A 23,799-nucleotide genomic window follows, 5' to 3' on the forward strand; every position below is an offset into this window, starting at 1 on the left:
GGAACGCCTGTCAGAGGCGTGTGTCAGAGTCTGCACATGCTGGAGATCGTGGTGGAGACGGAGAACTGGGAGCGGCACGTCCGTGTGTCCGCGGAGGAGCTGGCCGGGCTGGTCCGGCGCATCGGTGACGAAGGGGACCGGTTCCTGGTGGTCCAGCGGATTCCGGACCTGCCCGACGTCTTCGCCCAGGTCTGGCACAAGACGGGTGGTGACTACACCCTCGAGCACCGGGACGGTGCTGTCACCCGCCACTTCCAGGTGACGGCCGACGGACCTGAGGCCGTGATCGCGGCGCTGGCCGGCTGGGCGCGCCGGGATGCCGACTGGGACGCGGGGCTCGACTGGTCGCCGCTGGACATGGGCCCGGTCCGTGAGGTGCCGCCGCTCGACCTCGACGCGCGCGAGGGCGAGGAGCTGGAGCGGCGCGTACGCGAGGTGCTGACGGGCGGCTACGCCTCCCGCGCCCAGCTCACGGAGATCGCGGAGTACCACCTGGTCACCGAGGACCGCCGCCCCGTCTCACGCGAGCAGGCCGAGGCGCTGGTCGACCGGATGTGGCTGGAGCGGGTCGAGGAGCAGTCGAGCTGGCGGGGCGAGACGGATCCCGAGCGCCTGACCCGCGCGTTCGAGGCCCTGCGCGAGTCCGGCATCACGGCCCGTGAGAACTTCACCTGCTGCCGCACCTGCGGCCAGTCGGAGATCGGCGCCGAGGGCGGACCCGACGCCCGCGGCTTCGTCTACTTCCACACCCAGTGCACGGACTCGGCCGCGGCGGGCCAGGGGCTGATGCTCCTGTACGGCGGCTTCGACGGCTCACCCGAGACGACGACGGCCATCGGCCGCGAGGTGGTCGCAGCCCTGGAAGCGACCGGCCTCCCCACCGAGTGGGACGGGACCCCGGACCGAGCCATCACCCTCACCCCGCTGGACTGGCGCCGCCGTCTGGTGGGCTAGGCCTCCCTCCACCCGGGACGTCCTGGGAGTCGGCAGTCGTCCCCGTCCCGTCCGTCGTTCCCGTCCCGTCCGTCGTTCCCGTCTCGGCAGTCGTTCCCGTCTCGTCGTGGGGCGTCCAGGGCCACTTCGCCCGGAGGCCCGATTCGATGAGGGGGATCATGCGGAAGGCCGCGTCCGTCAGGCCGCCGAAGGTGTGGCGGTGGGGGCCCGTGGGGGCGTGGGCGGGGTGGTAGCCCGCGAGGTTCCAGGTGTAGACCGGGATCTCCGGTGGGACCGGTTCGGTCGGGCCGCCGGGGTGGTAGGGGGCGGCCTGTTCGTCGGTGACGATCACCACGCGGTCGTGGTCCCGGTAGCGGTCCCGGAGGGCCTTCGTGGTGTGGGTGCCGCCGAGGCGGTGGAAGCGTTTCTGCACGTCGAGCACCGGTTCCCCCGGTGTGAACGGGACCTCCTTGGTGGACCAGCCGAACTCCACCAGGTCCGCCTGTTCGGCCCGCAGGGCCAGCGCGCTGCCGAAGACGGCGGCCGCGGCCGCCCGGGTCAGGGCGGAGCGTTCCGAGACGGTGTCCCAGAACATGGAGTCCGACCGGTCCACCAGGATCAGCGTCCGGCCGGGCAGCGCCGGTACGTTCGCCAGGGAGTGGCCCAGTGCCCGCTCCAGCGCGGCCGCCCAGCGCCGCTCCGGCGCGTGCTTGCGCGCGGACAGATAGCGCATGGGGAACTGCCGTGACCTGGCGACCTCGTCGGCGTCCGAGATCCTGGCCGCGACGCCGCCCGCGACCTCGTCCGAGATCTTCGCGGCGTCGAAGTTCCGCAGGTTCCGCAGCAGGGCCATCGGTCCCATCGCGGGGATCACGGCCTCCCACACCGCCGCGTCCAGGGGGCCGTGGAGCCAGCCCGCCAGGGCCTCCCACGTCATGCCGGCCGCGGCCAGGCGCTCGCTGCCGTCCGGCCCGGTCACCACGGCCCGTCGCTCGGCCACCGGCAGTGCCATGAGGGCACGGTGCGCCGTCAGCACGGTGTCGGACGCCGGCGGAAGCGCCGTCTCCGGGTGGTGGCGGCGGTCCAGGGCGTACCGGAAGAGCGCGCCCTGCCACGGCTTGTCCGGGTCGGGGGAGGCGTGCACCAGGTTCAGCACGTCGCCGAAACGGAACGCGTGGGACGCGGTGTCGTACTTCAGCAGGGAGCGCGACGTGTACAGCCTGCGTACGGCGTCGGCGATGCCCCGCTTCACGGGTTGTGGCACGTTCCGTCCGTGCACCGAGGTCCAGTGGGCGAGCAACTCCCCTGGTTCGTCAGCCCGTTGGAGCACCGCGTCGATCACGGAACGGTTGGACGGGCCGTCGGACGCACCTGCCTCGAGCCGGGCGCGTACGTATGCGGCGGCGCCCACCAGGGACGCCGTACGCATGTTGCCCTCGCCACGCAGCCAGCGCAGCAGGCCCGCCGTCCATGCGGGGTCTTCGACAGCGAGTCGGCGGACGAGCCGGACGTACCGTTCGTCGCGCTCGGTACCGCTCTCGTAGAAGGTCCGCTGCGCGACGAAGTTGCCGACGGCCAGCAGGAAGAGCTCGTCACGCGGTTCCCTGGCGTAGGCCGGGCCGCCCTCGTAGGTGTGGAACTGCTGCGGGGTGGGCGCGTGGCGGACCCGCGGTGACTGAGGCATCGCGCGGGCGGCCGCCGAGACGTGCGGGGCCACGAGCATCTCGGACCAGACCTTCGAGAGGCGTCGGGTGTAGCGAGGCAGTGAATCCCCCCGGATCCAAAGGAAAGGAACGGACGGCCCCGGGAAGGGTCCACCGGGGCCGGGGCGAACGCGCCCACCGAGATCAGAGGTGGCGGCGGCGTCACTTGGTTTTCGGAAGAAGTAGCCGCAGCCGAGCGCATCGGAGGCGCGGTCGCGGGACCACGGTATGCGCGCCGACCGGCTGCGCACCACTGATTTACACCCCGGTCTCCTCCACCTCCGCCGCCACCTCCTCCACCTCCTTCACGTCCTTCACGAACACGACGCCGTCGATGTCGGCCAGGTGCCCCGGGTCGAGCGGTGCGTATCCGAACCACGGGGAGACGCGCTGCGCGGGCAAGGGGTCGCCCAGGGTGGCGGCCAGACGTCGGGCGTCGATGACCGCACACTCCTCCCGGCCCGCGTACAGGAGTCCTTCGACCGTGTCCTGCGGCGGGCTGTCCACTCCCCGGTGCCGGATCGTGCCCAGTGCCGTCGCCAGGAAGGCGTACTCCTCGCCCAGTTGGGCGCTGACGATCGCGCCCGCGCTCCACCACTCGACCGGCAGGCCGCCCATCCGCATCGTGCTCTTGTTCCGCTGGAGATGGCCGTTGTGGGCGTGGACCAGCACCGGGGCCCGGCCGACGGGGGCCGCCGTGCCGGCGCCGCCGACGGCGGCGTCGCCGGTGTCGACACCCGCGACGGCGAGGAGGTTGTCGGCCATCATCCGGTCCCGCAGGCTCACCAGCCGTGTCATGCGGTTCGGCGAGGTGTCGGCCATCCAGAAGTGGTAGCGGAGCAGGCCGGTGGCCGTGCGGCCGTACAGGCGTGCCCGGTCCCGGTCGTCCCGCGAACTCGTCGCGATCAGATGCGGTCCCTGCGCGTCGAGGAGCGCCACCAGGTCGTCGGCGATCAGACGCAGCTCCGTGGCTTCGGCCGACTGCCCCACGGAGTGGGACGGGTCCGTCATCGCGTCGGGATTCGTCCACCGGTCGTCAGGGCCGAGCAGCCGGTCGAGCGTCTCCACGGCGCAGATGGCGTCGAGGAGTTCCGTGTCCACCCGGGTGGAGAGGTAGCCGTGGAGTGCGGTGAGGGCCTCCCGGGGACTCTCGGCGCCGGTGATCTCCAGCGGGCCGTCGAAGCCCGCGAAGCGGAGCCGGTCGGCCGCCGGGCGGCGTTCGTTGAAGGCGCGCATCCAGCGGACGAGCTCGCGGTTGGCGGCCGACGCGCCCCAGCCGTGGCTGAATCCGCGCTCCATGACCTCGTGGAGGGTGCCGGCGCCCGTGGTGACGTAGTCGTCCACGAGCAGACCCCGTATGCAGTCGCTCTCGATCGTGATGGTCCGGTAGCCCTCCTCCTCGACCAGCTGCCGGAACAGTTGGTTGCGTACGTCGAGCAGCGCGTCCTCGCCGTGCGTGGGCTCGCCCAGGGCGAGCAGCCTCGGCCTGCCGCGGAGCAGGCCCATGACAGCGGCGGCCTCGACGGCATGGGGGGCGTCCTTGATGTCGGTAGCCATGCCTTCAACGGTATCGTTGAACACCCGGTTGAGACTTCTGCGCGATAATGGCGGGACCATGGGACGAAACCTTCAAAGCGCCGTACAGCTCCGGCCTGTCGACCTGGCGCGCGAGCACGGTCTGTCCATGCAGGCGATCCGGAACTACGAGGAGGCCGGCGCCCTTCCGGCCGCCGCACGCACGCCCTCCGGATACCGCTGCTACACCTCGCTGCACGCGGGGGCGCTTCGCGCCTTCCTCGCCCTGCTGCCCGGCCACGGCCACCGGACGGCGACGGCGATCATGCGGGCGGTGAACGAGGGCGCGGCCGAGGAGGCGTTCCGTCTCGTCGACGAGAGCCATGCCCAGCTCCTCGACGACCGCCGGACCCTCCGGGCCGTGGAGAACGCCCTCCGCGACCTGGAGCCCGGCGCCGCCACCGCGAGCGGGCCCGGCGGCACGGCCGTCGCGCCCGGCGGCACGCCCGTGGTCCACGCCGGCACGTTCATCGGCCCCCTCGCGGAGAGGCTCGGCATCCGGCCCGCGACGCTGCGCGCCTGGGAACGCGCCGGGCTGGTGCGCCCGCGTCGCGATCCGCTCACGGGGTACCGCGTCTACGGCGAGGCCGACGTACGTGACGCCCGCCTGGTCCACCAACTGCGGCGTGGTGGCTATCTGTTGGAGCAGATCGCGCCGCTGATCACCCAGGTGCGGGCGGCCGGTGGTCTCGAGCCGCTGGAGGCCGCGCTCGGCGACTGGCGCGCCCGGCTGTCCGCGCGGGGCCGGGCGATGCTGGCCGGGGCCGCCGCGCTGGAGGCGTACCTGCGCGAGCGCGAGCGCGGCTGAGACCCCTACCGCGGATGCCCCTCGGCGCCGCCCGCCACGTACCGCCTCAGCCCCGCGACCGACACCTCCTCCAGGCTCTCCGCGAAGATCCGCCCCGGCCCCGCCGGTACGGGCAGCATGGACGGGACGACGAGGACCGTGCAGCCCGCCGCGTCGGCCGAGGCCGCGCCGTCCGGGGAGTCCTCGACGGCGACGCACGCCGCGTCCGGTACGCCGAACCGGCGGGCGGCCGCGCGGTACGGGTCGGGGTGCGGCTTCGTCCGTACGGTGTCGTCGGCCGAGAGGGTGAACGCGAAGGGGACATGTGCGAGCGCTCCCCCGATCACCGAGTCGACCACCGACCGCGGCGACGCGCTCACCAGGGCGAACGGCACGCCCTCCGCGGTGAGTTCGGCCAGGAGCCGGCCCGCGCCGGGGCGCAGCGGCGCGCCCCGGTCGACCCGTTCCTGGAAGGCGGCGGTGAGTGCCGTCGCCACGCCGTCCGCGTCCGGGTCTCCCGTCACGCGTACGAGGTGGGCGGCGGTGTCCTCGACGGCGCGTCCGACGACCTCGGGGGCGTCCGCGTCCGTCAGCCGGTGGCCGATCCGTGCGGCGATCTCCGCCGTGGCCTCCCACCAGAGGACCTCGGTGTCGACCAGGGTGCCGTCCATGTCGAAGAGGACGGCGGCGAGTTCGGTCACCGCTCCGCCCTCGGCGCGACGAACGCGGGGTGCGGGGCGAGGCCGAGGGTGACGCGTGCGCCGGGGGTGAGCCCGGTCGCGTCCCGGGAGGAGAGGTCCGCCTTGACGCGCGTACCGGCGTGGTCGAGGTGGACGCGGGTCACGGAGCCGAGGAAGGAGGTGGAGACGACGGTCGTGTCGCCGTCGGCGGCCTCGGTCACGGTGACGTTCTCGGGGCGGACCAGGACGTCGACCTCGCGGAGCTTCGGGGCCTCGCCGTCGACGGGGAGGCGGGTGCCCGCCACCTGGACCTCGCCGGAGTCGGTGAGGACGCCCGGGAGCCGGTTCATGGTGCCGACGAACTCGGCGACGAAGGGGGTCGCCGGGCGGCGGTAGAGCTCGGCCGGGGCGGCGCACTGCTCCAGCCTTCCCGCGTTGAGGACGGCGACGCGGTCCGCCATGGACAGCGCCTCCTCCTGGTCGTGGGTGACGAAGACCGTGGTGATGCCGAGGGAGAGCTGGAGGCGGCGGATCTCCTCCCGCAGGCTGAGCCGGACCTTGGCGTCGAGCGCGGACAGCGGCTCGTCGAGGAGCAGGACGCGGGGCCGCAGGGCGAGGGCCCGGGCGAGTGCGACGCGCTGCTGCTGGCCGCCCGACATCTGGTGCGGGTAGCGGTCGCCGTGTTCGGGCAGGCCGACGAGGTCGAGGAGTTCGGCGGCCCGGGCGCGCCGTTCGGCCGCCTTGACCTTCCGTACGCGCAGGCCGAAGGCGACGTTGTCGGCGGCCGTGAGGTTGGGGAAGAGGCTGTACGACTGGAACACCATGCCCGCGTCGCGGCGGTTGGCCGGGACCTGGGTGATGTCGGAGCCGTCGACGAGGACTTCGCCGGCGTCGGGCCGCTCGAAGCCGGCGAGGACGCGGAGCGCGGTGGTCTTGCCGCAGCCCGACGGGCCGAGCAGGGCGAGGAGTTCGCCGGGCTCGACGGTCAGGTCGAGCCCGTCGAGGGCGGTGGTGCTGCCGAACGTGCGGCGCAGGCCCCGGAATTCGACGCGCGCCCCGCCGACCGCGACCGGCTCGGTCCGCTCCGCTGTTGCTGTGGACGAGGACATGGGTCAGGACTCCTTGGGCGAAGTGCGGGACGGCGTACGGGAACTGCGGGCCTTGCGGGCGGAGTCCGGGGCGCCGGGTGTGCCGGCCTGCGCCGTTCCGGCCCGGGAGAGGGCGAGCAGCAGGCCCCAGGTGATGACGAGGCTGAGCAGGGAGACGGCCACCGACATCCGGGCGTGGGCTCCGGAGATGGACACGATCCACACCGCGAAGGGCCGGAAGCCGAGCAGCGAGGCGATGGTGAACTCGCCGAGGACCAGGGCCAGGGTGAGGAACGCGGAGCCCGCGAGGGAGGAACGCAGGTTGGGCAGGATGACGCGGAACATCACGTACGGCCAGCTCGCCCCGCAGTTGCGGGCGGCCTCGACCAGCGTGGGGACGTCGACGGCGCGCAGTCCGGCGTCGAGGGACCGGTACACGAACGGCAGGGCCATCACCGTGTACGCGAGGACCAGGACGAACGGGAAGCTCTCGTTCTGCACCGCGAGGAAGGTCTGGTAGAGCGGGGTCCGCGAGAGGTGGTCGGGGCCCCAGCGCAGCACGGTGCTGATGCCGGTGACGAGCGCGATGGGCGGTACCACCAGCGGCAGCATGCACATCACCTCGACGACCGGCCGCAGCCGGGGCGCCCCGATCCGTACGGCCACCAGGGCGGGTACGGCGAGCAGTAGCGCGAGGACGATCGTCGCGGCCGCCAGGCCCAGGGAGAGCAGCAGGCTCTCGGTGAAGCCGTCGGCGGCGAGCAACGCGGTGTACGCCTCGAAGGAGATGCCCTGGCCGGGCGTGTGCACGGTGAAGACGAACGAGGCGATCAGCGGGATGAGGAAGTACGCCCCGCCGAGTCCGAGGACGACTCCGCGCCAGACGCGGGGCCTGCGCCGGTCACGGGTCCGCGCGGACGCTGCCGGCGGGCTCGTGTCCGCGTCGTCCGTGCCGGGTCCCGGTGCGGCCTCCCGGGCGGTGGGGGTCATCGCAGCCATCGGGCGCTCCTGCGCTGGAGGGGGAGGTAGACGGCCATGACGAGTCCGGCGATGAGGATCATGTCGAGGCCGAGGGCGAGGGCGACGTTCTCCTGGCCGACGAGGACGTTCCCGGAGAGGGCGTCCGCGATCTTGAGGGTGACCAGGGGGACGGAGCCGCCGACGAGCGCCGCCGCGGTGGCGTGCGCGGCGAAGGCGCTGCCGAAGAGCAGCACGAACCCGCCGAGCAGGGACGGCGCGAGGACGGGGATGCCGACGTGGCGCCAGTACTGCCAACCGCCCGCGCCCGCGTTCTGCGCGGCCTCGCGCCACTGGGGGCGCAGCCCGTCGAGCGCGGGGAGGATCACCAGGACCATGAGCGGGATGAGGAAGTACAGGTAGACCACGGCGAGGCCGGTGAACGAGTACAGGTTCCAGCCGAGGCTGCCGAGGTCGGCGAGCTGGGTGACGACGCCGGAGATGCCGACGGTCGCGATGAACGCGAACGCGAGGGGGACGCCGCCGAAGTTGGCGAGGACTCCGGAGGCGGTCAGCACGGCGTTGCGCAGCGCCTGGGAGCGGGAGGTGACGACGGCCTGGGCGATGAGGACGCCGAGGACCGAGGCGATGAGCGCCGTGAGGGCGGAGAGCTGGACGCTGCCCACGAGGGAGCCCAGGTAGGGGCCCTGGAGGGAGCGGCTGAGGTGCTCGCCGGTCAGGGCGGTGGCGCCGGTGCCGGGGTCGGTGCGGGTCACGGCGCCGTACAGGAGGGCTCCGAGCGGCAGGCCGAAGCACAGCCCGGTGAAGGCGATGAGGGGGAGGGCGGCGAGCCAGGTGCGCGGGCCGCGCCGCCGGCGGCGGGTGCCGCCGGCGGTTCCCCCGGTGGGGGTGGAGGAGGCGGAGGACATCAGGAGACGGCCTTGTCCCACTTCTCGGCGAGGGTGGCCTTGGCCTTGTCGAGCTCGGCGGAGGCCGGGAAGGCGGGGGTGCCGGTGACGGCGGGCAGCTTGGCGACGAAGGTCTTGTCGGCGGTGCCGTCGGCGGTCATGGCCGGGAGCAGCACCGGGCGGGCGTAGCCCTTGAGCCAGAGGTTCTGGCCCTCGGCGCTGTAGAGGTACTCCATCCACAGGCGGGCGGCCGCGGGGTGCGGGGCGTCCTTGTTGACCGCCTGCGAGTAGAACTGGGCGTAGACGCCGTCGGTGGGCACGGCGACCTGCCAGTCGACGCCCTTGTCCTTGAACTGGTCGGCGTAGCCGGCGTTCAGGTAGTCCCAGTCGATGCTGATGGGCGTCTCGCCCTTCTCGACCGTGGCCGGGGTGGACTCGACGGGGATGAAGTTGCCGCTCTCCTTCAGCTTGCCGAAGAAGTCGATGCCGGGCTGGATGTCGGCGAAGGAGCCCTTGTTGGCGAGGGCGGCCGCGTACACGCCGCCGAAGGCGGAGCCGGACTTGGTCGGGTTGCCGTTGAGGGCGACCTTGCCCTTGTACTCCGGCTTGAGCAGGTCGGCGAAGGTCTTCGGGCAGTTGGGGATGCGCTTGGCGTCGCAGCCGATGGAGACGTAGCCGCCGTAGTCGTTGTACCAGCGGCCGGCCTCGTCCTTCTGGGCGGCGGGGATCTTGTCCCAGGCCTCGACCTTGTACGGGGCGAACAGGCCCTCCTCGGCGCCGCTGCGGGCGAAGGCGATGCCGAGGTCGAGGACGTCGGGGGCGCGCTTCTGGCCCTTGCGGGACTTGACGGCGGCGATCTCGTCGGCGCTCGCGGCGTCCGGGTTCTCGCTCTCGATCTTGATGCCGTACTTGGTCTCGAAGCTCTTGATCAGTTCGCCGTAGTTGGCCCAGTCCGGCGGGAGCGCGATGACGTGGAGGGCGCCTTCCTGCTTGGCCGCCTTGACGAGGGCGTCCATGCCGCCGAAGTCCTTGGCCGACGCCGCGGTGGCCGCCTTGGCACCGTCGCCGTTGGCCCCGGCCTCACCCTCGGGTGCGGCGCCACAGGCGGTGACGGTGGTCAGGACGGCGGCGCCGAGCAGCACGGCGGCACCGCGGAGGGGGGTTCTGCGCACGGGTTCTCCCAGAGGCGAGTGAAGGAACTTGTCTGAACAAGCCGCCCTTAGTTCGCCCTTACATCCTGTCCGCAGAATGAACGGAACATGACCGGTACCAGACGCCTCCCGGAAGAGCCGGGTGCGGTGAACGCCAGGTGAATGCCGTGGACTTGGACCTACCGGGGGACTCAACGCGGGGCCGTCCGCTCGGGTTAGGCTGACCCCCGCACCACACACACGGTGACCAGCTGTGCACAGCCGTACGCGGCGGTCCGCAGCGACCCACCGCCACACGCGAGCAAGAAGGGGGATGCCGTGACGGCGCTCTACGTGGAGATCGCGGAGGGACTCCGCCGCTCGATCCTCAGCGGCGAGTACGCCATCGGTGCCCGGCTGCCCTCCGAGAGCGACCTCGCCACCCGCTGGACGGCGTCACGCGGCACGGTGCGCCAGGCCGTCGCCCTCCTCACCTCCGAAGGACTCATCGGCTCACGCCAGGGCGCCCGCCGCATCGTCCTCCGCAGGGAGCGCCGGCACAGCTTCGCCGAGCTCCACAGCTTCGCCCAGTGGGCGCGGGCCATGGGCTACCAGGCGACCAGCCGCTTCCTGCACCGGGAACGCCGTACGGCCACCTCCGAGGAGGCACGCCGGCTCGTACTGCCGGAGGGGGCGGGGGTCCTGGACGTGCTGCGCCTGCGGCTCCTGGACGGCGAACCCGTCATGGTCGAACGTACGGCGTACGCGGGCTGGGTCGCCCCGACGGTCGAGGCGCTGCCCGTCGACTGCGCCTCGATCATGGACAGCATGGCGGAGGAGGCCGGAATCGTCGCGCACTACGGCGAGCACCTCATCGACGCCGTCCCCGCGGGCAGTGACGACGCACGGCTGCTCCGGGTCCGCCGGGGAAGCCCGCTGCTGCGCCAGCGGCATCTGACCAGCAACCCGGACGGCCGCCCGATCGAATGGACCGAGGACCGCTACCGCGCGGGCAGCGTGACCTTCAACGTGAGCAACTCGGTGGGGACGGCGCCACTGGTGAGGGACCCGGGCTCACTGCTGATGTGACGCCGGCGCGGGCCCTTCGCCCGGAAACGACGAAGTGGTGGCCGAGATCGCTCTCGACCACCACTTCGCACGACGAGTCGTCGTGTCCGAGGGGGGACTTGAACCCCCACGCCCGATAAAGGGCACTAGCACCTCAAGCTAGCGCGTCTGCCATTCCGCCACCCGGACAAGGTGTGCGTCGCGGTGAGTGATGATCACCCGCGGCGACAAGATGAATATATCAGGGCTCTGACCTGCACTTCACCTCCATTTCCCCCCATCACCCCGCCACACGTACCGCAATGGGCTCTTTACGGAGCGTGAACCGAGGTGATTCGCTGCCGGCATGCCATTCCAGAACTACGGCGTGCTCGTGGGAACCCTCAACGACCACTTCCGGGACGACGAGGACGACCAGGGGCGCTGGTTCCACGTCAATCTGAAGGTGGACGCGCCCGCCGGGCAGTACCACTGCGCCATCGACGTCGACAGTCACAAGTCCAACGTGGGGGTGCAGTGGAAGACCTTCACCCTGAAGGCATCCCTCGTCGGGCCCGCAGCCGCCCTCTCCCCCGGCTACCTCGATCTCGCGCCCACCCCCGAATCCGGCGCCCTGGACTACCTGCGCCATCCGGAGCTGGTGGACCGCACCGGGGTCCTCTTCGAGCGCCGTCCGCCGTCCTGGCTCCAGGAGCTCCTCGACCTGCTGGGCTCGCGTCCTTGGCACGCGGGCTCCAACGAGGACGCCGCCGACGCGCTGGAGCCCATGCTCGTGGCGGGGCGGCACACGCTCGTCTTCGGCGAACCCTTCGTCGACGACTCCGAGGGACGCCTCGGCATGCACAACATCCATCAGAACCAGGGGGACCCGTTCGGCTCCCAGTGGTGGCCGGAGAACGGCATCTGGCAGGACGGCGCGACGCTCACCCGGCGGCCGGACGGCCGGTACGACGTCTTCCTGAACAAGTTCTCCAGCCAGGCGGCGCGGACGGACGGCGCGGGACACCCGGTCGCCTGACGACGGCCGGTCGCGCACGGAACGGGGCCGGGGCGAGCGACGCCCCGGCCCCGTAGGCCCCGTAGGCCCCGCAGGCCCGTTCGACGGACCTTACGGCGCCATCTCGTACGTGCCGGACAGCGCCTCGACGCGCTGCCAGACCCGCCCCGAGCGGGCCTCGTCGACGACCGGACGCCGGACGGCCCCCAGGGCCCAGGCCTGCTGCTGCTCGGTGGCGGAGTCCTTGCCGTGCAGTTCGACCGCGTGGGCGGAGAAGTCCCGTACGAGCACGGCGAACAGCTCGTCGAGGACGTCCTCGTCGAGTTCCGTCAGGCGTGCCTGCTCCAGGACCAGCTGGCCGTGCACGACGAGCGCGAAGAGCTGGCCGACGGCGAGGAGGAGGTCGAGGTCGCGGCTCTGCTCCTCGTCCGGCGCGGCGGTGCGGACGAACTCGCAGAGGGCGTCGGCCTGTTCGCGGAGGCGGGCGACGTTCGGCACGTCGGCGTACGTGTCGTACGCCGGGCGCCAGTCGTGGAAGCGGACGGAGCCCAGGCCGCGGGCAGGCCCCTGCCGGAAGAGGAAGGTGTCGTCGGCCGCGTCCAGCCGGGTCGGTACGGGCTCGTAGTCGGCCGGCGCGAGGAGGTGGTTGCGCATGAACTTCAGGATCAGCGCCAGGTTGACGTGGACCGTGCCCTCCAGCTTCGGCAGGCCGCGGATCTCGACGGCCGCCTGGGCGAAGTAGTTGTCCTTCTCGAAGCCCTTGGCGGCGATGACGTCCCACATCAGGTCGATGACCTTCTCGCCCTCCGTGGTCACCTTCATCTTCGTCATCGGGTTGAAGAGGAGGTAGCGGCGGTCGTCGGGACCGGCGGAGCGGAAGTAGTCGACGGCGCGGTCGCTGAACAGCTTCATGCCCACGAGTCGGACGTACGCGTCGGCCAGCTCGCGCCGCACGTGCGGGAAGGCGGTGACGGGGCGGCCGTAGAGGATGCGGTTCTGGGCGTGGGTGACGGCCTCGTACATCGCGTGCTCGCAGATGCCGATCGAGGCGGTGCACAGGTTGAACTTGCCGACGTTGACGGTGTTGAGGGCGGCGTCGAAGGCGGCGCGGCCGGTGTGCAGGACGTCCTCGGCGGCGACCGGGTAGTCCTCCAGGCGGAACTCGCTGACGAACTTGGAGGAGTCGACGACGTTCTTGACGAGGTGGTACGCCGGGTGGCGGCTGTCGGCGGCGAAGAAGACGTAGCCGTCGGGGCCCTCGACGTCGGTGCGGCGGCCGAAGACGGAGACGAGTCCGGCGGCGTTTCCGTTGCCGATGTAGTACTTGGATCCGGTGGCGCGGAAGCCGCCGTCCGCCTGCGGCTCCAGGAGCATGTCGGTGGAGTAGATGTCGGCGCCGTGGGTCTTCTCGGAGAGGCCGAAGGCGAACACCTCTCCCTGGGCGAGGAGTTCGGCGGCGCGGGCGCGGGCGGCGGCGTTGTCGCTCTGCCAGACCGGGCCGAGGCCGAGGATGGTGACCTGCCAGGCGTACCAGTAGTCGAGTCCGTAGAAGCCGAGGATCTCGTTGAGGGCGGCGATGCGGGCGGTGTCCCAGCGCTTGTCCCGCCCGCCCTCGGAGGCGTCGGCCCCCGCCTCGGCGGACGGCGTCAGGAAGGTCTCGAACAGGCCCTCCTTGGCGGAGAAGGCGAGGAAGTCGCCCAGCCAGGCGCGCGTGCGGTAGTCCTCGATGATCCGGCGCTTGCCGCGCGCCTCGAACCAGTCGACGGTGGCGCGGAGCAGCCGCCGCGTCTCGGGGTCGAAGTGCGCCGGGTCGTAGGTGCGCGGGTTGAAGAGCAGCGAGTCGGCCATGGGCTCCGTCTTTCGGTCCGGTGGGGTGCGGTGGAGTGGCGTGGAGTGCGGTGGGGTGCCGTGGGGTGGCGTGCGGTGGTCGCGGCGGTGCGGGGGGGCGTGTCAGCGCGCGGCGGCGAGCCGGTGGAGGGTGGCGAGGACGTCGTCGAGCCAGGCCAGCGTCATCCGTTCGTACGCGATGCCGCCGCGCAGGACGACGTGCTGGAGCTCACGTCCGGCGTCGAGCGGTCCGGAGGCGGTGGGCGCGTTCTCGTCGGGCCCTGATTCCGCACCCGCACCCGCACCGGGTCCCGAACCGGGCCCTGGTCCCGCTCCCGGCTCCGGCCCCGATCCCGGTCCCGATCCCGCTCCCGCTCCCGCTCCCGCTCCCGGGAAGTCGCGTTCCTCGCCGGCGAGGTAGTGGGCGAGGCGCTCGGTGTGCGCGCGCCGGTGCCGCTCGACCTCGTGGATCAGCGCGGCCGGGTCGTCGAAGGCCGCGCCCCGGATCTTCACCGCGAGGTCGTGCCGGATGCTCTCGGGCTCGATGGGTTCGTGGATCCAGCTGGACAGCACGGCCTGCCCGAGGTCCGCGACGGTGTACTCCTTCTTGTCCGGACGGCCCTGCTGCGGCACGTCCCGGACGTCGACCCAGCCGTCGCCCTCCATCCGCTTGAGCACGCGGTAGATCTGCTGATGGCTGGCGGTCCAGAAGTACCCGATGGACCGCTCGAAGCGCCGGGCCAGCTCGTAGCCGGATCCGGGCTTCTCCAGGAGGGACACGAGAATCGCGTGTTCGATCGCCACACCCGGAATCCTTCTATGCAACTCGTTGCATAGGCAAGCGCGACCGCCCGGGTGAGACGCGGCTCACCCGGGCGGCGGGCCCGAACGCACCGCCGTCGGGCTCACCTCAGGTCGGCGGCCCTGTCGAGTTCCTCGTCGAGGGCCATCGCGGCGGTGATGAGGGCGAGATGCGTGAACGCCTGCGGGAAGTTGCCGAGTTGTTCGCCGGTACGGCCGATCTCCTCCGCGAAGAGACCGACGTGGTTGGCGTACGTGAGCATCTTGTCCATCGCGAAGCGGGCCTGGTCGAGGCGGCCGGCCCGGGCGAGCGCCTCCACGTAGAGGAAGCTGCAGAGCGAGAAGGTGCCCTCGGAGCCGCGCAGGCCGTCGGGGGACGCCTCGGGGTTGTAGCGGTAGACGAGGCTGTCGGTGACGAGCTCGCGGTCCATGGCGTCGAGGGTGGAGAGCCACGAGGGGGCCCTCGGCGAGATGAAGCCGACGAGCGGCATGAGCAGCAGGGACGCGTCGAGCACCTCGCTGTCGTAGTGCTGGACGAAGGCCTTGCGCTCCGGATTCCAGCCGCGCTCCATGACCTGGACCAGGATCGCGTCGCGCTGCGCGGTCCAGCGCGTGAGGTCGGCGGGGCGGGCGTACTCGTGGGCGAGGCGGATGCCGCGGTCCAGGGCCACCCAGCACATCATCCTGCTGTACGTGAAGTCCTTGCGTCCGCCGCGCGTCTCCCAGATGCCCTCGTCGGGGCGGTCCCAGTTGTCGCAGAGCCAGTCGAGGAGCGCCGAGAACCCCTTCCACCCCTCGTAGCCGGCCAGTTCGGCCAGATCCGCAGAATGGGTCATCGCGTAGGCGAACTCGCCGTAGATGTCGAGCTGGAGCTGGTCGGCGGCGCCGTTCCCGGCCCGGACGGGGAAGGAGTCACGGTAGCCGGACAGGTGCGGCAGGATCTCCTCGGACAGCCGGGGGTCGCCGTCGACGCGGTACATGATCTGCATCGGCTCGCCGCCCGGCGGGCGCGCGGCGCGGCCGCGGCCACCGAGCCAGCGGCGGAAGGCGTCGGCCTCCTCGATGTATCCGAGGTCGAGCAGGACCCGCACCGAGAACGACGCGTCGCGGATCCAGGTGTAGCGGTAGTCCCAGTTCCGCTCGCCGCCGATCTGCTCGGGGAGCCCCATGGTGGGGGCGGCGATCGGGGCGCCGGACGGGGCGTAGATGAGCAGCTTGAGCGTGATGGCCGAGCGGTTGACCATGCTCTGCCAGCGGCCCCGGTAGCGGCACCGGCGCATCCATCCGTGCCAGAAGACGCGGGTCTCCTCCAGTGCCGCCTGCACGGCTTCCTCGGTGACCGGTTCGGGGGCGGCGGCTCCCGGGGCGGAGGTCTCCAGGACGATTCCGGCGGTCTGGCCGTGCCGGAGGGTGACGGTGGCGCGCACGTCCTGCCCGTCGGCCTCCAGGGGGACGCTGCTCCGCAGGTGGACGTCGAGGTCGGGGCCGTGGAAGGTCGCGGCGGAGCCGTCGAGCGTGAGGGTGTGCGGGGCGCGCGCGTAGTCGAACCTCGGCCGGCACGTGACGTCGAAGGTGAGGGTGCCGCGCACGACCCGCAGGGCCCGCACGAGACGGTGCCGGTCGGTGGGTACGTCCGGGCGGTGGCTCACCGGCATGAAGTCGACGACCTCGCCCACCCCCTCCGGGGTGAGGAAGCGGGTGATCAGGACGGCCGTGTCGGGCAGGTAGAGCTGGCGGACGGTGACCTCGTCGTGCGCGGGGGCGATCGTGAAGTGGCCGCCGCGCTCCTGGTCGATCAGCGAGGCGAAGATGCTCGGGGAGTCGAATCGGGGCGCGCAGAACCAGTCGACGGCGCCGTCGGCGGAGATCAGGGCGGCGGTCTGCAGGTCGCCGATCAGACCGTGGTTGGCGATCGGGGGGTACTCGGGCACGAGCGACCTCGTTCTCTCCCGCGGCTCCGGGCAGCCGTCGGGGGGCACCTCGGCGCCATTGCTCGGCGACACCTCGGCGCCACTGCTCGGTGCCGCTCCTCGGGTCCACGCAACCGGTAGCGGGGCGTCCCGGCAAGGCGGAGGGACCGACCGGGCGAACTCCGCCGGCTCCGCGGACTCCTCTGCGCGTACTCCCCCGTAGCTGCCCGACTGGTCGGTATGCCCCCGGGTCCGCCGCCTGTGCCACCACCGCACGAGAGGCCCGGCTCCGGCACCCGGCACCCGTCACCCGTCACCCGTCACGGAGCGAGCAGCCTCGACCCGGAGCCGTTGGGTCACCCTCGCGGACCCGTCGCCCGCCCCAGCGGGCCGACGCGCCGGCGCCGCCTGCCTGGTGTGCCATCGCTGACGGCGGGCCACGACGGGAACCGGCCATTCGGTCGGCCTGGACGGAGGGCACGATTCCGGCATTGAGGGGCGCCCACGGCTGGACCACACACGCCTGGACGCCCTTCCCGCCGCCACCCTGGAGTCCGCCGGCGCCCCCGCCGACCGGCCGGGAGCGAGGCGGAGCGCGGCCGGATCTGTGCGGGTGCTACTCCCCGGGTGAGCGTCCGGCGCTCCACCCGCCGGGCCACGTCGGACGCGGTGCGGGACGCGCCGGACCGGGAGGCGCCGAAGGGGCTGAGCTGGGGAATCGGTACCGAATCTTCCGCTTCCCGTGCCGATCCGATCAGGCCCGACCCCTCCTCGGCCAAGGGTCGCTGAAACGGAATCGGCAATTTTCCGTAAGCACTTGCACACCCTCACCCACCGCTCCCGTCACGCCGTCCACTCCGACCCGAGGGACACCTCTCCCGCGCTCGAACCACATGAACGCGCGTAGATGGGCCGAAAGGCGTCCTTGCCGCCAGGCCGCCCGGATTCGAGGATTCCCCTGTCGAGATTGACAGGTCCATGGCGAGCCAGACTCCCTCGTCGGGGACCCGCCCGCTCGGCACCGAAGGGATCGCCCACCCAGCGGTTCCCCCCACTCCCCCACCGGAGGATCCAGTGAACCTCAAGCGTCTGTCCCCCCTCGGCGGCGCGGCCAAGGGTGCACGGCTGATCGCCGTGGCCTCCGCCCTGCTCGCCGCATCGGCGCTTGCCGTCCCCGCCTCGTCCGCCGCCACGACCGTGGAAGGCCGGGCCACCGCCGCCCAGCTCGCCGTGGCCGACCAGGCCGTGCGCGGAGCCGACGTCCCCGGCACCGCGTGGTACACCGACCAGGCGACCGGGAAGATCGTCCTCACCGCCGACTCCACCGTCTCCGCCGCCGAGATCGCCGAGATCAAGAAGGCGGCGGGCGACCGCGCCTCCAGCCTGGAGATCAAGCGGACGCCCGGCACGTTCAACAAGCTCATCGCGGGCGGCCAGGCCATCTACGCGGGCGGCGGCCGCTGCTCGCTCGGCTTCAACGTCCGCAGCGGCTCCACCTACTACGCCCTGACCGCCGGTCACTGCACCAACATCGGCAGCACCTGGTACACCAACTCGTCCAGCACCACGGTGCTCGGCACCCGGGCCGGCACCAGCTTCCCGACCAACGACTACGGCATCATCCGGCACTCCAACGCCTCGGCTGCGGACGGCCGCGTCTACCTCTACAACGGCACCTACCGCGACATCACCGGCGCGGGCAACGCCTCCGTCGGCCAGTCGGTACAGCGCAGCGGCAGCACGACCGGACTGCACGGCGGAACGGTCACCGGCCTCAACGCGACCGTCAACTACGGCGGTGGCGACATCGTCTACGGCCTGATCCAGACCAACGTCTGCGCCGAGCCCGGCGACAGCGGCGGCGCGCTCTTCTCCGGCACGACGGCGCTCGGCCTCACCTCCGGCGGCAGCGGCAACTGCTCCAGCGGCGGCACGACGTTCTTCCAGCCGGTGACGGAGGCGCTGAGCGCGTACGGCGTGAGCGTCTTCTAGCAGCACGGCGAGCGTCTTCTGAGCTCTCCGCCCGCGCACACAGGCCGGCGGCCCCCTCGGGGCCGTCGGCCGTCGGCATCTCCCCGCGTCAGCGATCCAGATCCTTGCGGGCGGTCTCGGGCAGCCGGAAGTACACCGCCGAGGAGACGAGGCACAGGGCGGCCACGTACCAGGGGAAGAGACCGGGCACGTCCCACTCCTTGAAGAGCGTGCCGACATACGGTGCCGTGCCGCCGAAGAGCGCCACCGTCAGCGAGTACGGAAAGCCGATCCCGGCCGCCCGCACGCGCGCGGGGAACATCTCCGCGTTCACCGCGGCCGAGATCGAGGTGAAGCCGGTCAGCAGCACCATGCCCGCGCACTGCACCAGGAGGAGGGAGAGGAACGAACCGTCGAGCGCGCGCAGCAGCGGCACGGCGAGGACCGCGAACCCGATCCCGAAGAACAGCAGGGACGGCTTCCGGCCGAAGCGGTCGGAGAGCAGTCCGCCGACCGGTTGCAGCAGCGCGAAGAAGGCCAGGGAGAGGGTTCCTGCCAGCAGCGCGTCCGCCTTGTCGATGCCGGTGTTGAGCTCCGCGTACGTCGGCAGGTAGGACGTCCACGTGTAGTACGCGAGGGTGCCGCCCGCCGTGATGCCGCCGATCAGCAGCGAGGCGCGGGGATGGTGCCGCAGGGCCTCGAAGAGGCCCGGGCGGGGAGCCTCGTGGCGGCCCGCGCTCCGGGTCTCCTCGGCGCCCCGGCGGATCCAGAAGCCGGCGAGGCTGAACACCGCGCCGAGCAGGAAGGGGATGCGCCAGCCCCAGCTGTTCATCCCGTCCTCACCGAGCCGGCTGACCAGCAGCGCGGCGATGCCGGAGGCGGCGAGCTGTCCGGCGGAGGTGGAGACGTACTGGAAGGAGGAGAACAGACCGCGCCTGCCCGGTCCGGCCGACTCGACGAGGAAGGTCGTCGAGGCCGCGAACTCCCCGCCCACGGAGAGGCCTTGAAGGAGCCGGGCGATCACGAGCACGACGGGAGCGAGGACGCCGGCCGCGGCGTACGTCGGGGTGAGTCCGACCAGCAGGCTGCTGCCGCCCATGAGCAGGATCGTCGCGGTGAGGGCGGTGCGCCGGCCGCGCCGGTCGGCGAGCGCGCCCATGAGGAGTCCGCCGACGGGGCGCATGAAGAAGCCGACGGCGAAGACGGCGAAGGTCGACAGGAGGGGAACGAGGGAGTTCCCCGAGCCCTTGGGGAAGACCTGGTTCGCGATGTAGGCGGCCAGGAAGGTGTACGCGTACCAGTCGTACCACTCCACCGCGTTGCCGACGGAGGCCGCGAGGAGCTGACGTAACGGCCGCCGGGAGGCGGGTGGTCGCGGCGCGGCCTCGGGATCGGGGGAGGTGGTCGTGAGGGCGCGGGACGTGGCGTCGTGGTGCCCGGGAGGCGTGTCGGTCATGATCACGCCTCTGCCCCGGCCCACCCCGCCGTACGCTTCAGTCGACCGGCCAGGTGTGCGCCGGCGCGTTCAGATGCATGTACTCGATGTACTGCTGGGTCATCCGCCGCAGCGCCTGATGCCGGTCCGCGTGGTCGATGTCATGGATGTGGTGGAACATGTCGGACTGCCACTGCGCGCCGTTGCGGCCGCTGACGCACCGCTGCTCGATGACCCCGAGGAGCGGCTCCCGCCGGGACGCCTCCAGGCCCATCCGTTCGAGCCCGCGGTCCGCGAGCGGCAGCAGGCGCCGCAGGACCAGCTCGGTCACCGGGACCTCGCCCATCCCGGGCCAGTACACCTGCGCGTCGATGCCGTGGCGGGCGGCCGTGTGCAGGTTGTCCTCCGCGGCCGCGAAGGACATCCGCGACCAGACGGGCCGGTCCTCGTCGACCAGGGCCCGGATCAGCCCGTAGTAGAACGCGCCGTTCGCGAGCGTGTCGGCGACGGTGGGACCCGCGGGCAGCACCCTGTTCTCGACGCGGAGGTGCGGGACGCCGTCGACCACGTCGTAGACGGGGCGGTTCCAGCGGTAGACCGTGCCGTTGTGGAGGGTGAGCTCGGACAGTCCAGGGGTTCCGCCGCGGTCGAGCGTCTCTTCCGGGTCCTCGTCGTCGCAGAGGGGCAGCAGGGCCGGGAAGTAGCGGGCGTTCTCCTCGAAGAGGTCGAAGACGGAGGTGATCCAGCGCTCGCCGAACCACACCCGCGGCCGCACGCCCTGCACCTTCAACTCGTCGGGCCGGGTGTCGGTGGCCTGCTCGAACAGGGGGATGCGCGTCTCGCGCCACAGCTCCTTGGAGAACAGGAACGGCGAGTTCGCCGCCAGGGCCACCTGCACGCCCGCCACGGCCTGCGCGGCGTTCCAGTAGTCCGCGAACTCGTCCGGCGACACCTGGAGGTGGAACTGGGTGCTGGTGCAGGCCGCCTCCGGCGTGATCGTCTCCGCGTGGGTGCGCAGCCGCTCCACGCCGTCCACGGAGATCAGCAGGTCCTCGCCGCGGGCGGCGAAGATCTGCTCGTTCAGAAGGTGGTAGCGGGGGTTCTCGGAGAGCGACGTGGGGCCCGCGTCCTTGAGTTCGAGGGTCGGCAGGATCCCGATCATGACCAGATGCGCACCGATCCCCGCGGCCTGCTGCTCGGCGTGGTTGAGCGCGTCACGGATCTCCTGCTCCCAGGAGTCGGGGCCGCCGCCCGCGCTGAGCCGCCGCGGTTCGAGGTTGATCTCCAGGTTGAACCGGCCCAGCTCGGTCGACCAGGCGGGATCCGCGATCGCCTCCAGGACGTCGGTGCTGCGCATGGCCGGCTCGCCGGCTCCGTCCACGACGTTCAGCTCGATCTCCAGACCGACCTGCGGCCGCTCGAAGTCGAACCGCGACTCGCGCAGCATCCGCGCGAACACGTCGAGGCACCCGTGCATCTTGTTCCGGAACCGGCGACGGTCTTCACGAGTGAACTCCAGCGCCGGAACGTCACGTCCCATCGGGCCCTCCCGAGTCTTGTCGGCACGGACCTCCACCACCCAGCGTCCCACTCCCGGGGCCGGCCAACCACCGAAGCGGATCGGAGCACCCCCGGAGCACGCGTGCGCACCCGGCGGGCGGTACTCCGGAAAGCCCTCGGTGGGTGTCGGTGTCCGGGCGTAGGCTTCGTCACGCCGCCGGCGAAGCGGGACGGCGCGACAGGACGGGGCGGGGGCGGGATGACGGCTGATGCAGCTGGAACGACCACCGGGACGGGCGGGTCGACCGGGGAGGCCGGGACGACGGGGGCGGCCGGGCCGAGCGGGACGGCGTCGACGTGGGGATCGGACCTCGACTCGGTCGTCGTGTACGCGCAGGGGGCGCTCTGCCGCCGCCTGGCCCGGGGGCCGCTGCCCCCGGACGGCCGGGTGCGCGTCACCGGGCTGCCGCGCTCGCTGGACCCCGGCTCGCTCCGGGCCCGGGTCCTGGGCGCCGGCGGGATACGGGTCACCGAGGCCCGGGTGGAGGTCGGTGCCGAGCCGCTGGGCACCGCCGCCGGCGCACCGCAGGGACTGCGACGCGAGGTCGAGCGGCTGCGCGACGCGCACGCGGCGGCCGAGGCGCGCCGGGGCCGGCAGCAGGGACTGATCGCGGAGGTCGGTGCGCTGCGCCCGGTGCCTCCGCCGCGCAAGCGCGACGACCCGCACCGCCGCACCCCCGTCGACGCGTGGCTGGAGCTCGCCGACTTCGTCGACGACCGGCTCACCGGACTGCACGCCCGGCTCGCCGAGCTGGAGGAGGCACTGCTCCTGGCCGAGCACGAGTTGTCCGTCGCCGCGGACCGGCTCGCCCGCGCTTCCAGTGCCACTCCGTCCACGCACGTGGAGACCACGGTGTCCGCGGTTCTGACCCTCGTGGGAGCGGACGGTGACGCCGAGGGGGAGGGCGGGCCGCGGGCCGCGGGGGAACCGGATCTCGAACTGGAGCTGGAGTACGGGGTGCCCGGCGCCGTCTGGGTGCCGGCCTACCGCCTCACCCACCGTCAGGGCGACGGCACCGGCCGCCTGGTGCTGCGCGCCTCGGTCGCCCAGCGCACCGGCGAGGACTGGACCGGGGTGCGGATCGCCCTGGCCACCGCCGATCTGCGGCGCCGCACCGACCTGCCGAAGCTCCGCTCGATCCGGATCGGACGCCGTCAGGCGGCCCCGGCTCCCTCCGGCTGGCGCGAGCCCCCGGCGGGGCTCGCCGACCTGTTCGCCGGGTACGCGGCAGCGGGCCCGCGCCCTCCCGCGCCCCGCACACCCGGGGCGGCAGGGGGGACGGCAGGGGGCGCTCCCCTGCCCGTCGCGGCCGGGGCGGGCTTCGTACCCGACCCCGTGGCGCTGCCCGCGCCGCCGATCTCCGGTGGGCCGCCGATTCCCCCGCCGGCACCCCAGGCCTACGGCGCACCGCCGCCGGAGCCGGCCGGCGGGTACGGTTCCGCCCCCGAGGCCTTCCGACCCGGGGCCTCTCCCGACTTCGCCCGGCGGTCGCCGGCCCCGCCCGGGGGCATGCCGCGCGGCGGCGGTCGGTCCTTCGCGGGCGCCCCGGCCCCCGCTGCCATGGCTCCCGCCGCTCCCGCGCCGCTCGGTGCCGCCCCGGCACCACCGCCCCCTCCCCCGCCGCCCGGGCCGCCGCGGCCGAGCGGCGACGAGCTCGACTACGCCGCTCTGGTGCTGTCGGGCCCCGACGAGCCGAGCGCCCGCAGGGGCCGGCTGTTCCCCGGCTCGCCCTCCGACGCGGCGGCGGCCGAGCACCGCCGGCGCGCCGATGCCGTGGCCTCCCTGGCACTGCCCGGACATGCCGTGCGGCCGCGCGAGTCGGCCGGTTCCTTCGACCACCGCTTCGATGCCGCCGCCCGCGCCGACGTGCCGTCGGACGGCACCTGGCACACCGTCACCGTCGGGGAGATTCCGGTCGGTCTGCGCACCGAGTACCTCTGTGTGCCGTCCGTGGAGCAGACCGTGTACGCGACGCTGGTCCTCTCCAACGCCACGGACCAGGCACTGCTCGCCGGCCCGGTGGAGGTCACCGTCGACGACGACTTCCTGCTGACCACCGCACTGCCCACGCTCGCCCCCGGCGGCGTGCGCCGGGTGGGGCTCGGGCCGGCCGAGGGCATCCGGGTCACCCGCCGCACCCACCTGAACGAGTCGACCGCCGGTCTGCGCAACAACGTCACCGTGCTCGACCACCGCGTCCACGTCGAGCTGGTCAACGGACTCGCGAGGCCCGCCACGGTCGAGATCCGCGAGCGGGTGCCGGTCGCATCCGACGCGGACGTACGCATCGAGGAGCGGGCCGGCTGGACGGCACCCGAGGACGGCGGGACGTCCGAGCAGCACGCTCCGGGCACCCGCGTCTGGCGTGTGGACCTGCCCGCCGGTGGCACCACCGCCCTCGACGGCGGTTACGAGATTCGCATCCCGGCCGGCAAAGCCCTGGTCGGCGGCAACCGCAGGAGCTGAGA

The 23,799-nt window shown here is 72.5% G+C and carries 18 protein-coding genes and 1 tRNA gene; 6 read left to right on the plus strand and 13 right to left on the minus strand.

Annotation, left to right across the window (positions count from 1 at the left end):
• The first annotated feature begins 36 nt into the window (after positions 1 to 36).
• Positions 37 to 954: a DUF6891 domain-containing protein gene (locus ACFQ79_RS04380; RefSeq protein ID WP_383579313.1), complete on the plus strand. Its 918-nt coding sequence runs from the start codon at positions 37 to 39 to the stop codon at positions 952 to 954.
• Here ACFQ79_RS04380 and ACFQ79_RS04385 read toward each other — a convergent pair.
• A complete protein-coding gene (locus ACFQ79_RS04385) occupies positions 917 to 2,656 on the minus strand; it encodes a TROVE domain-containing protein (protein ID WP_383579314.1) in 1,740 nt (579 codons plus the stop codon). The genes ACFQ79_RS04380 and ACFQ79_RS04385 overlap by 38 nt on opposite strands.
• A 238-nt stretch (positions 2,657 to 2,894) precedes the next feature.
• Positions 2,895 to 4,193, minus strand: coding sequence for an erythromycin esterase family protein (locus ACFQ79_RS04390; protein WP_383579315.1), 1,299 nt, complete (start codon positions 4,191 to 4,193; stop codon positions 2,895 to 2,897).
• A 58-nt stretch (positions 4,194 to 4,251) separates the two neighbouring features.
• Here ACFQ79_RS04390 and ACFQ79_RS04395 point away from each other — a divergent pair, with 58 nt between their 5' ends.
• Entirely contained in the window at positions 4,252 to 5,019 is a 768-nt protein-coding gene (locus ACFQ79_RS04395; RefSeq protein WP_383579316.1) for a TioE family transcriptional regulator, read from the plus strand.
• A 5-nt stretch (positions 5,020 to 5,024) separates the two neighbouring features.
• On the opposite strand, the gene ACFQ79_RS04400 is transcribed toward ACFQ79_RS04395, so the two are convergent.
• The 5 genes from ACFQ79_RS04400 to ACFQ79_RS04420 are packed head-to-tail and all read right to left on the minus strand — an operon-like array spanning position 5,025 to position 9,770.
• Positions 5,025 to 5,699 carry an HAD family hydrolase gene (locus ACFQ79_RS04400; RefSeq protein ID WP_383579317.1) on the minus strand — a complete coding sequence of 225 codons (675 nt, stop codon included), beginning with the start codon at positions 5,697 to 5,699 and terminating at the stop codon, positions 5,025 to 5,027.
• Entirely contained in the window at positions 5,696 to 6,787 is a 1,092-nt protein-coding gene (locus tag ACFQ79_RS04405) for an ABC transporter ATP-binding protein (RefSeq protein WP_383579318.1), read from the minus strand. The genes ACFQ79_RS04400 and ACFQ79_RS04405 overlap by 4 nt, the downstream gene beginning before the upstream one ends.
• 3 nt (positions 6,788 to 6,790) lie before the next feature.
• Positions 6,791 to 7,765: an ABC transporter permease gene (locus ACFQ79_RS04410; protein ID WP_383579319.1), complete on the minus strand. Its 975-nt coding sequence runs from the start codon at positions 7,763 to 7,765 to the stop codon at positions 6,791 to 6,793.
• On the minus strand, positions 7,753 to 8,652 hold the full coding sequence (locus ACFQ79_RS04415) for an ABC transporter permease (RefSeq protein ID WP_383579320.1): 900 nt from the start codon (positions 8,650 to 8,652) through the stop codon (positions 7,753 to 7,755). The genes ACFQ79_RS04410 and ACFQ79_RS04415 overlap by 13 nt, the downstream gene beginning before the upstream one ends.
• A complete protein-coding gene (locus ACFQ79_RS04420; RefSeq protein WP_383579395.1) occupies positions 8,652 to 9,770 on the minus strand; it encodes an ABC transporter substrate-binding protein in 1,119 nt (372 codons plus the stop codon). The genes ACFQ79_RS04415 and ACFQ79_RS04420 overlap by 1 nt, the downstream gene beginning before the upstream one ends.
• Before the next feature lie 330 nt (positions 9,771 to 10,100).
• Between ACFQ79_RS04420 and ACFQ79_RS04425 the strand changes: the two genes are divergently transcribed.
• A complete protein-coding gene (locus tag ACFQ79_RS04425) occupies positions 10,101 to 10,850 on the plus strand; it encodes a GntR family transcriptional regulator (protein WP_383579321.1) in 750 nt (249 codons plus the stop codon).
• A gap of 83 nt (positions 10,851 to 10,933) precedes the next feature.
• Here the strand turns inward: ACFQ79_RS04425 and ACFQ79_RS04430 are convergent.
• Positions 10,934 to 11,018 (minus strand) — tRNA-Leu (locus ACFQ79_RS04430).
• Between the two features lie 157 nt (positions 11,019 to 11,175).
• Here ACFQ79_RS04430 and ACFQ79_RS04435 point away from each other — a divergent pair.
• Positions 11,176 to 11,847 carry a DUF2278 family protein gene (locus tag ACFQ79_RS04435; RefSeq protein ID WP_383579322.1) on the plus strand — a complete coding sequence of 224 codons (672 nt, stop codon included), beginning with the start codon at positions 11,176 to 11,178 and terminating at the stop codon, positions 11,845 to 11,847.
• 90 nt (positions 11,848 to 11,937) lie between these two features.
• On the opposite strand, the gene ACFQ79_RS04440 is transcribed toward ACFQ79_RS04435, so the two are convergent.
• The 3 genes from ACFQ79_RS04440 to ACFQ79_RS04450 all read right to left on the minus strand — a co-directional run bounded on the left by ACFQ79_RS04440 (position 11,938) and on the right by ACFQ79_RS04450 (position 16,385).
• Positions 11,938 to 13,674: an acyl-CoA dehydrogenase family protein gene (locus tag ACFQ79_RS04440; protein ID WP_383579323.1), complete on the minus strand. Its 1,737-nt coding sequence runs from the start codon at positions 13,672 to 13,674 to the stop codon at positions 11,938 to 11,940.
• A gap of 102 nt (positions 13,675 to 13,776) precedes the next feature.
• Complete coding sequence (locus ACFQ79_RS04445) at positions 13,777 to 14,457, minus strand: PadR family transcriptional regulator (RefSeq protein ID WP_383579324.1); 681 nt, start codon at positions 14,455 to 14,457, stop codon at positions 13,777 to 13,779.
• A gap of 101 nt (positions 14,458 to 14,558) precedes the next feature.
• Positions 14,559 to 16,385: a glycoside hydrolase family 15 protein gene (locus ACFQ79_RS04450; protein WP_383579325.1), complete on the minus strand. Its 1,827-nt coding sequence runs from the start codon at positions 16,383 to 16,385 to the stop codon at positions 14,559 to 14,561.
• A 1,053-nt stretch (positions 16,386 to 17,438) separates the two neighbouring features.
• Here ACFQ79_RS04450 and ACFQ79_RS04455 point away from each other — a divergent pair.
• Positions 17,439 to 18,356 carry a S1 family peptidase gene (locus ACFQ79_RS04455; RefSeq protein WP_383579326.1) on the plus strand — a complete coding sequence of 306 codons (918 nt, stop codon included), beginning with the start codon at positions 17,439 to 17,441 and terminating at the stop codon, positions 18,354 to 18,356.
• A gap of 88 nt (positions 18,357 to 18,444) precedes the next feature.
• On the opposite strand, the gene ACFQ79_RS04460 is transcribed toward ACFQ79_RS04455, so the two are convergent.
• Together ACFQ79_RS04460 and ACFQ79_RS04465 are read right to left on the minus strand one after the other, a co-directional pair.
• Positions 18,445 to 19,791: an MFS transporter gene (locus ACFQ79_RS04460; protein WP_383579327.1), complete on the minus strand. Its 1,347-nt coding sequence runs from the start codon at positions 19,789 to 19,791 to the stop codon at positions 18,445 to 18,447.
• Positions 19,792 to 19,828: 37 nt separating this feature from the next.
• A complete protein-coding gene (locus ACFQ79_RS04465; protein WP_383579328.1) occupies positions 19,829 to 21,310 on the minus strand; it encodes a glutamate--cysteine ligase in 1,482 nt (493 codons plus the stop codon).
• A gap of 219 nt (positions 21,311 to 21,529) precedes the next feature.
• Between ACFQ79_RS04465 and ACFQ79_RS04470 the strand changes: the two genes are divergently transcribed.
• Positions 21,530 to 23,797 carry a DUF4139 domain-containing protein gene (locus ACFQ79_RS04470; protein WP_383579329.1) on the plus strand — a complete coding sequence of 756 codons (2,268 nt, stop codon included), beginning with the start codon at positions 21,530 to 21,532 and terminating at the stop codon, positions 23,795 to 23,797.
• The last annotated feature ends 2 nt before the right edge of the window (positions 23,798 to 23,799 follow it).

Origin of the sequence: Streptomyces sp. NPDC056480, assembly GCF_042795405.1 — a bacterium.
Lineage (GTDB): Bacteria > Actinomycetota > Actinomycetes > Streptomycetales > Streptomycetaceae > Streptomyces.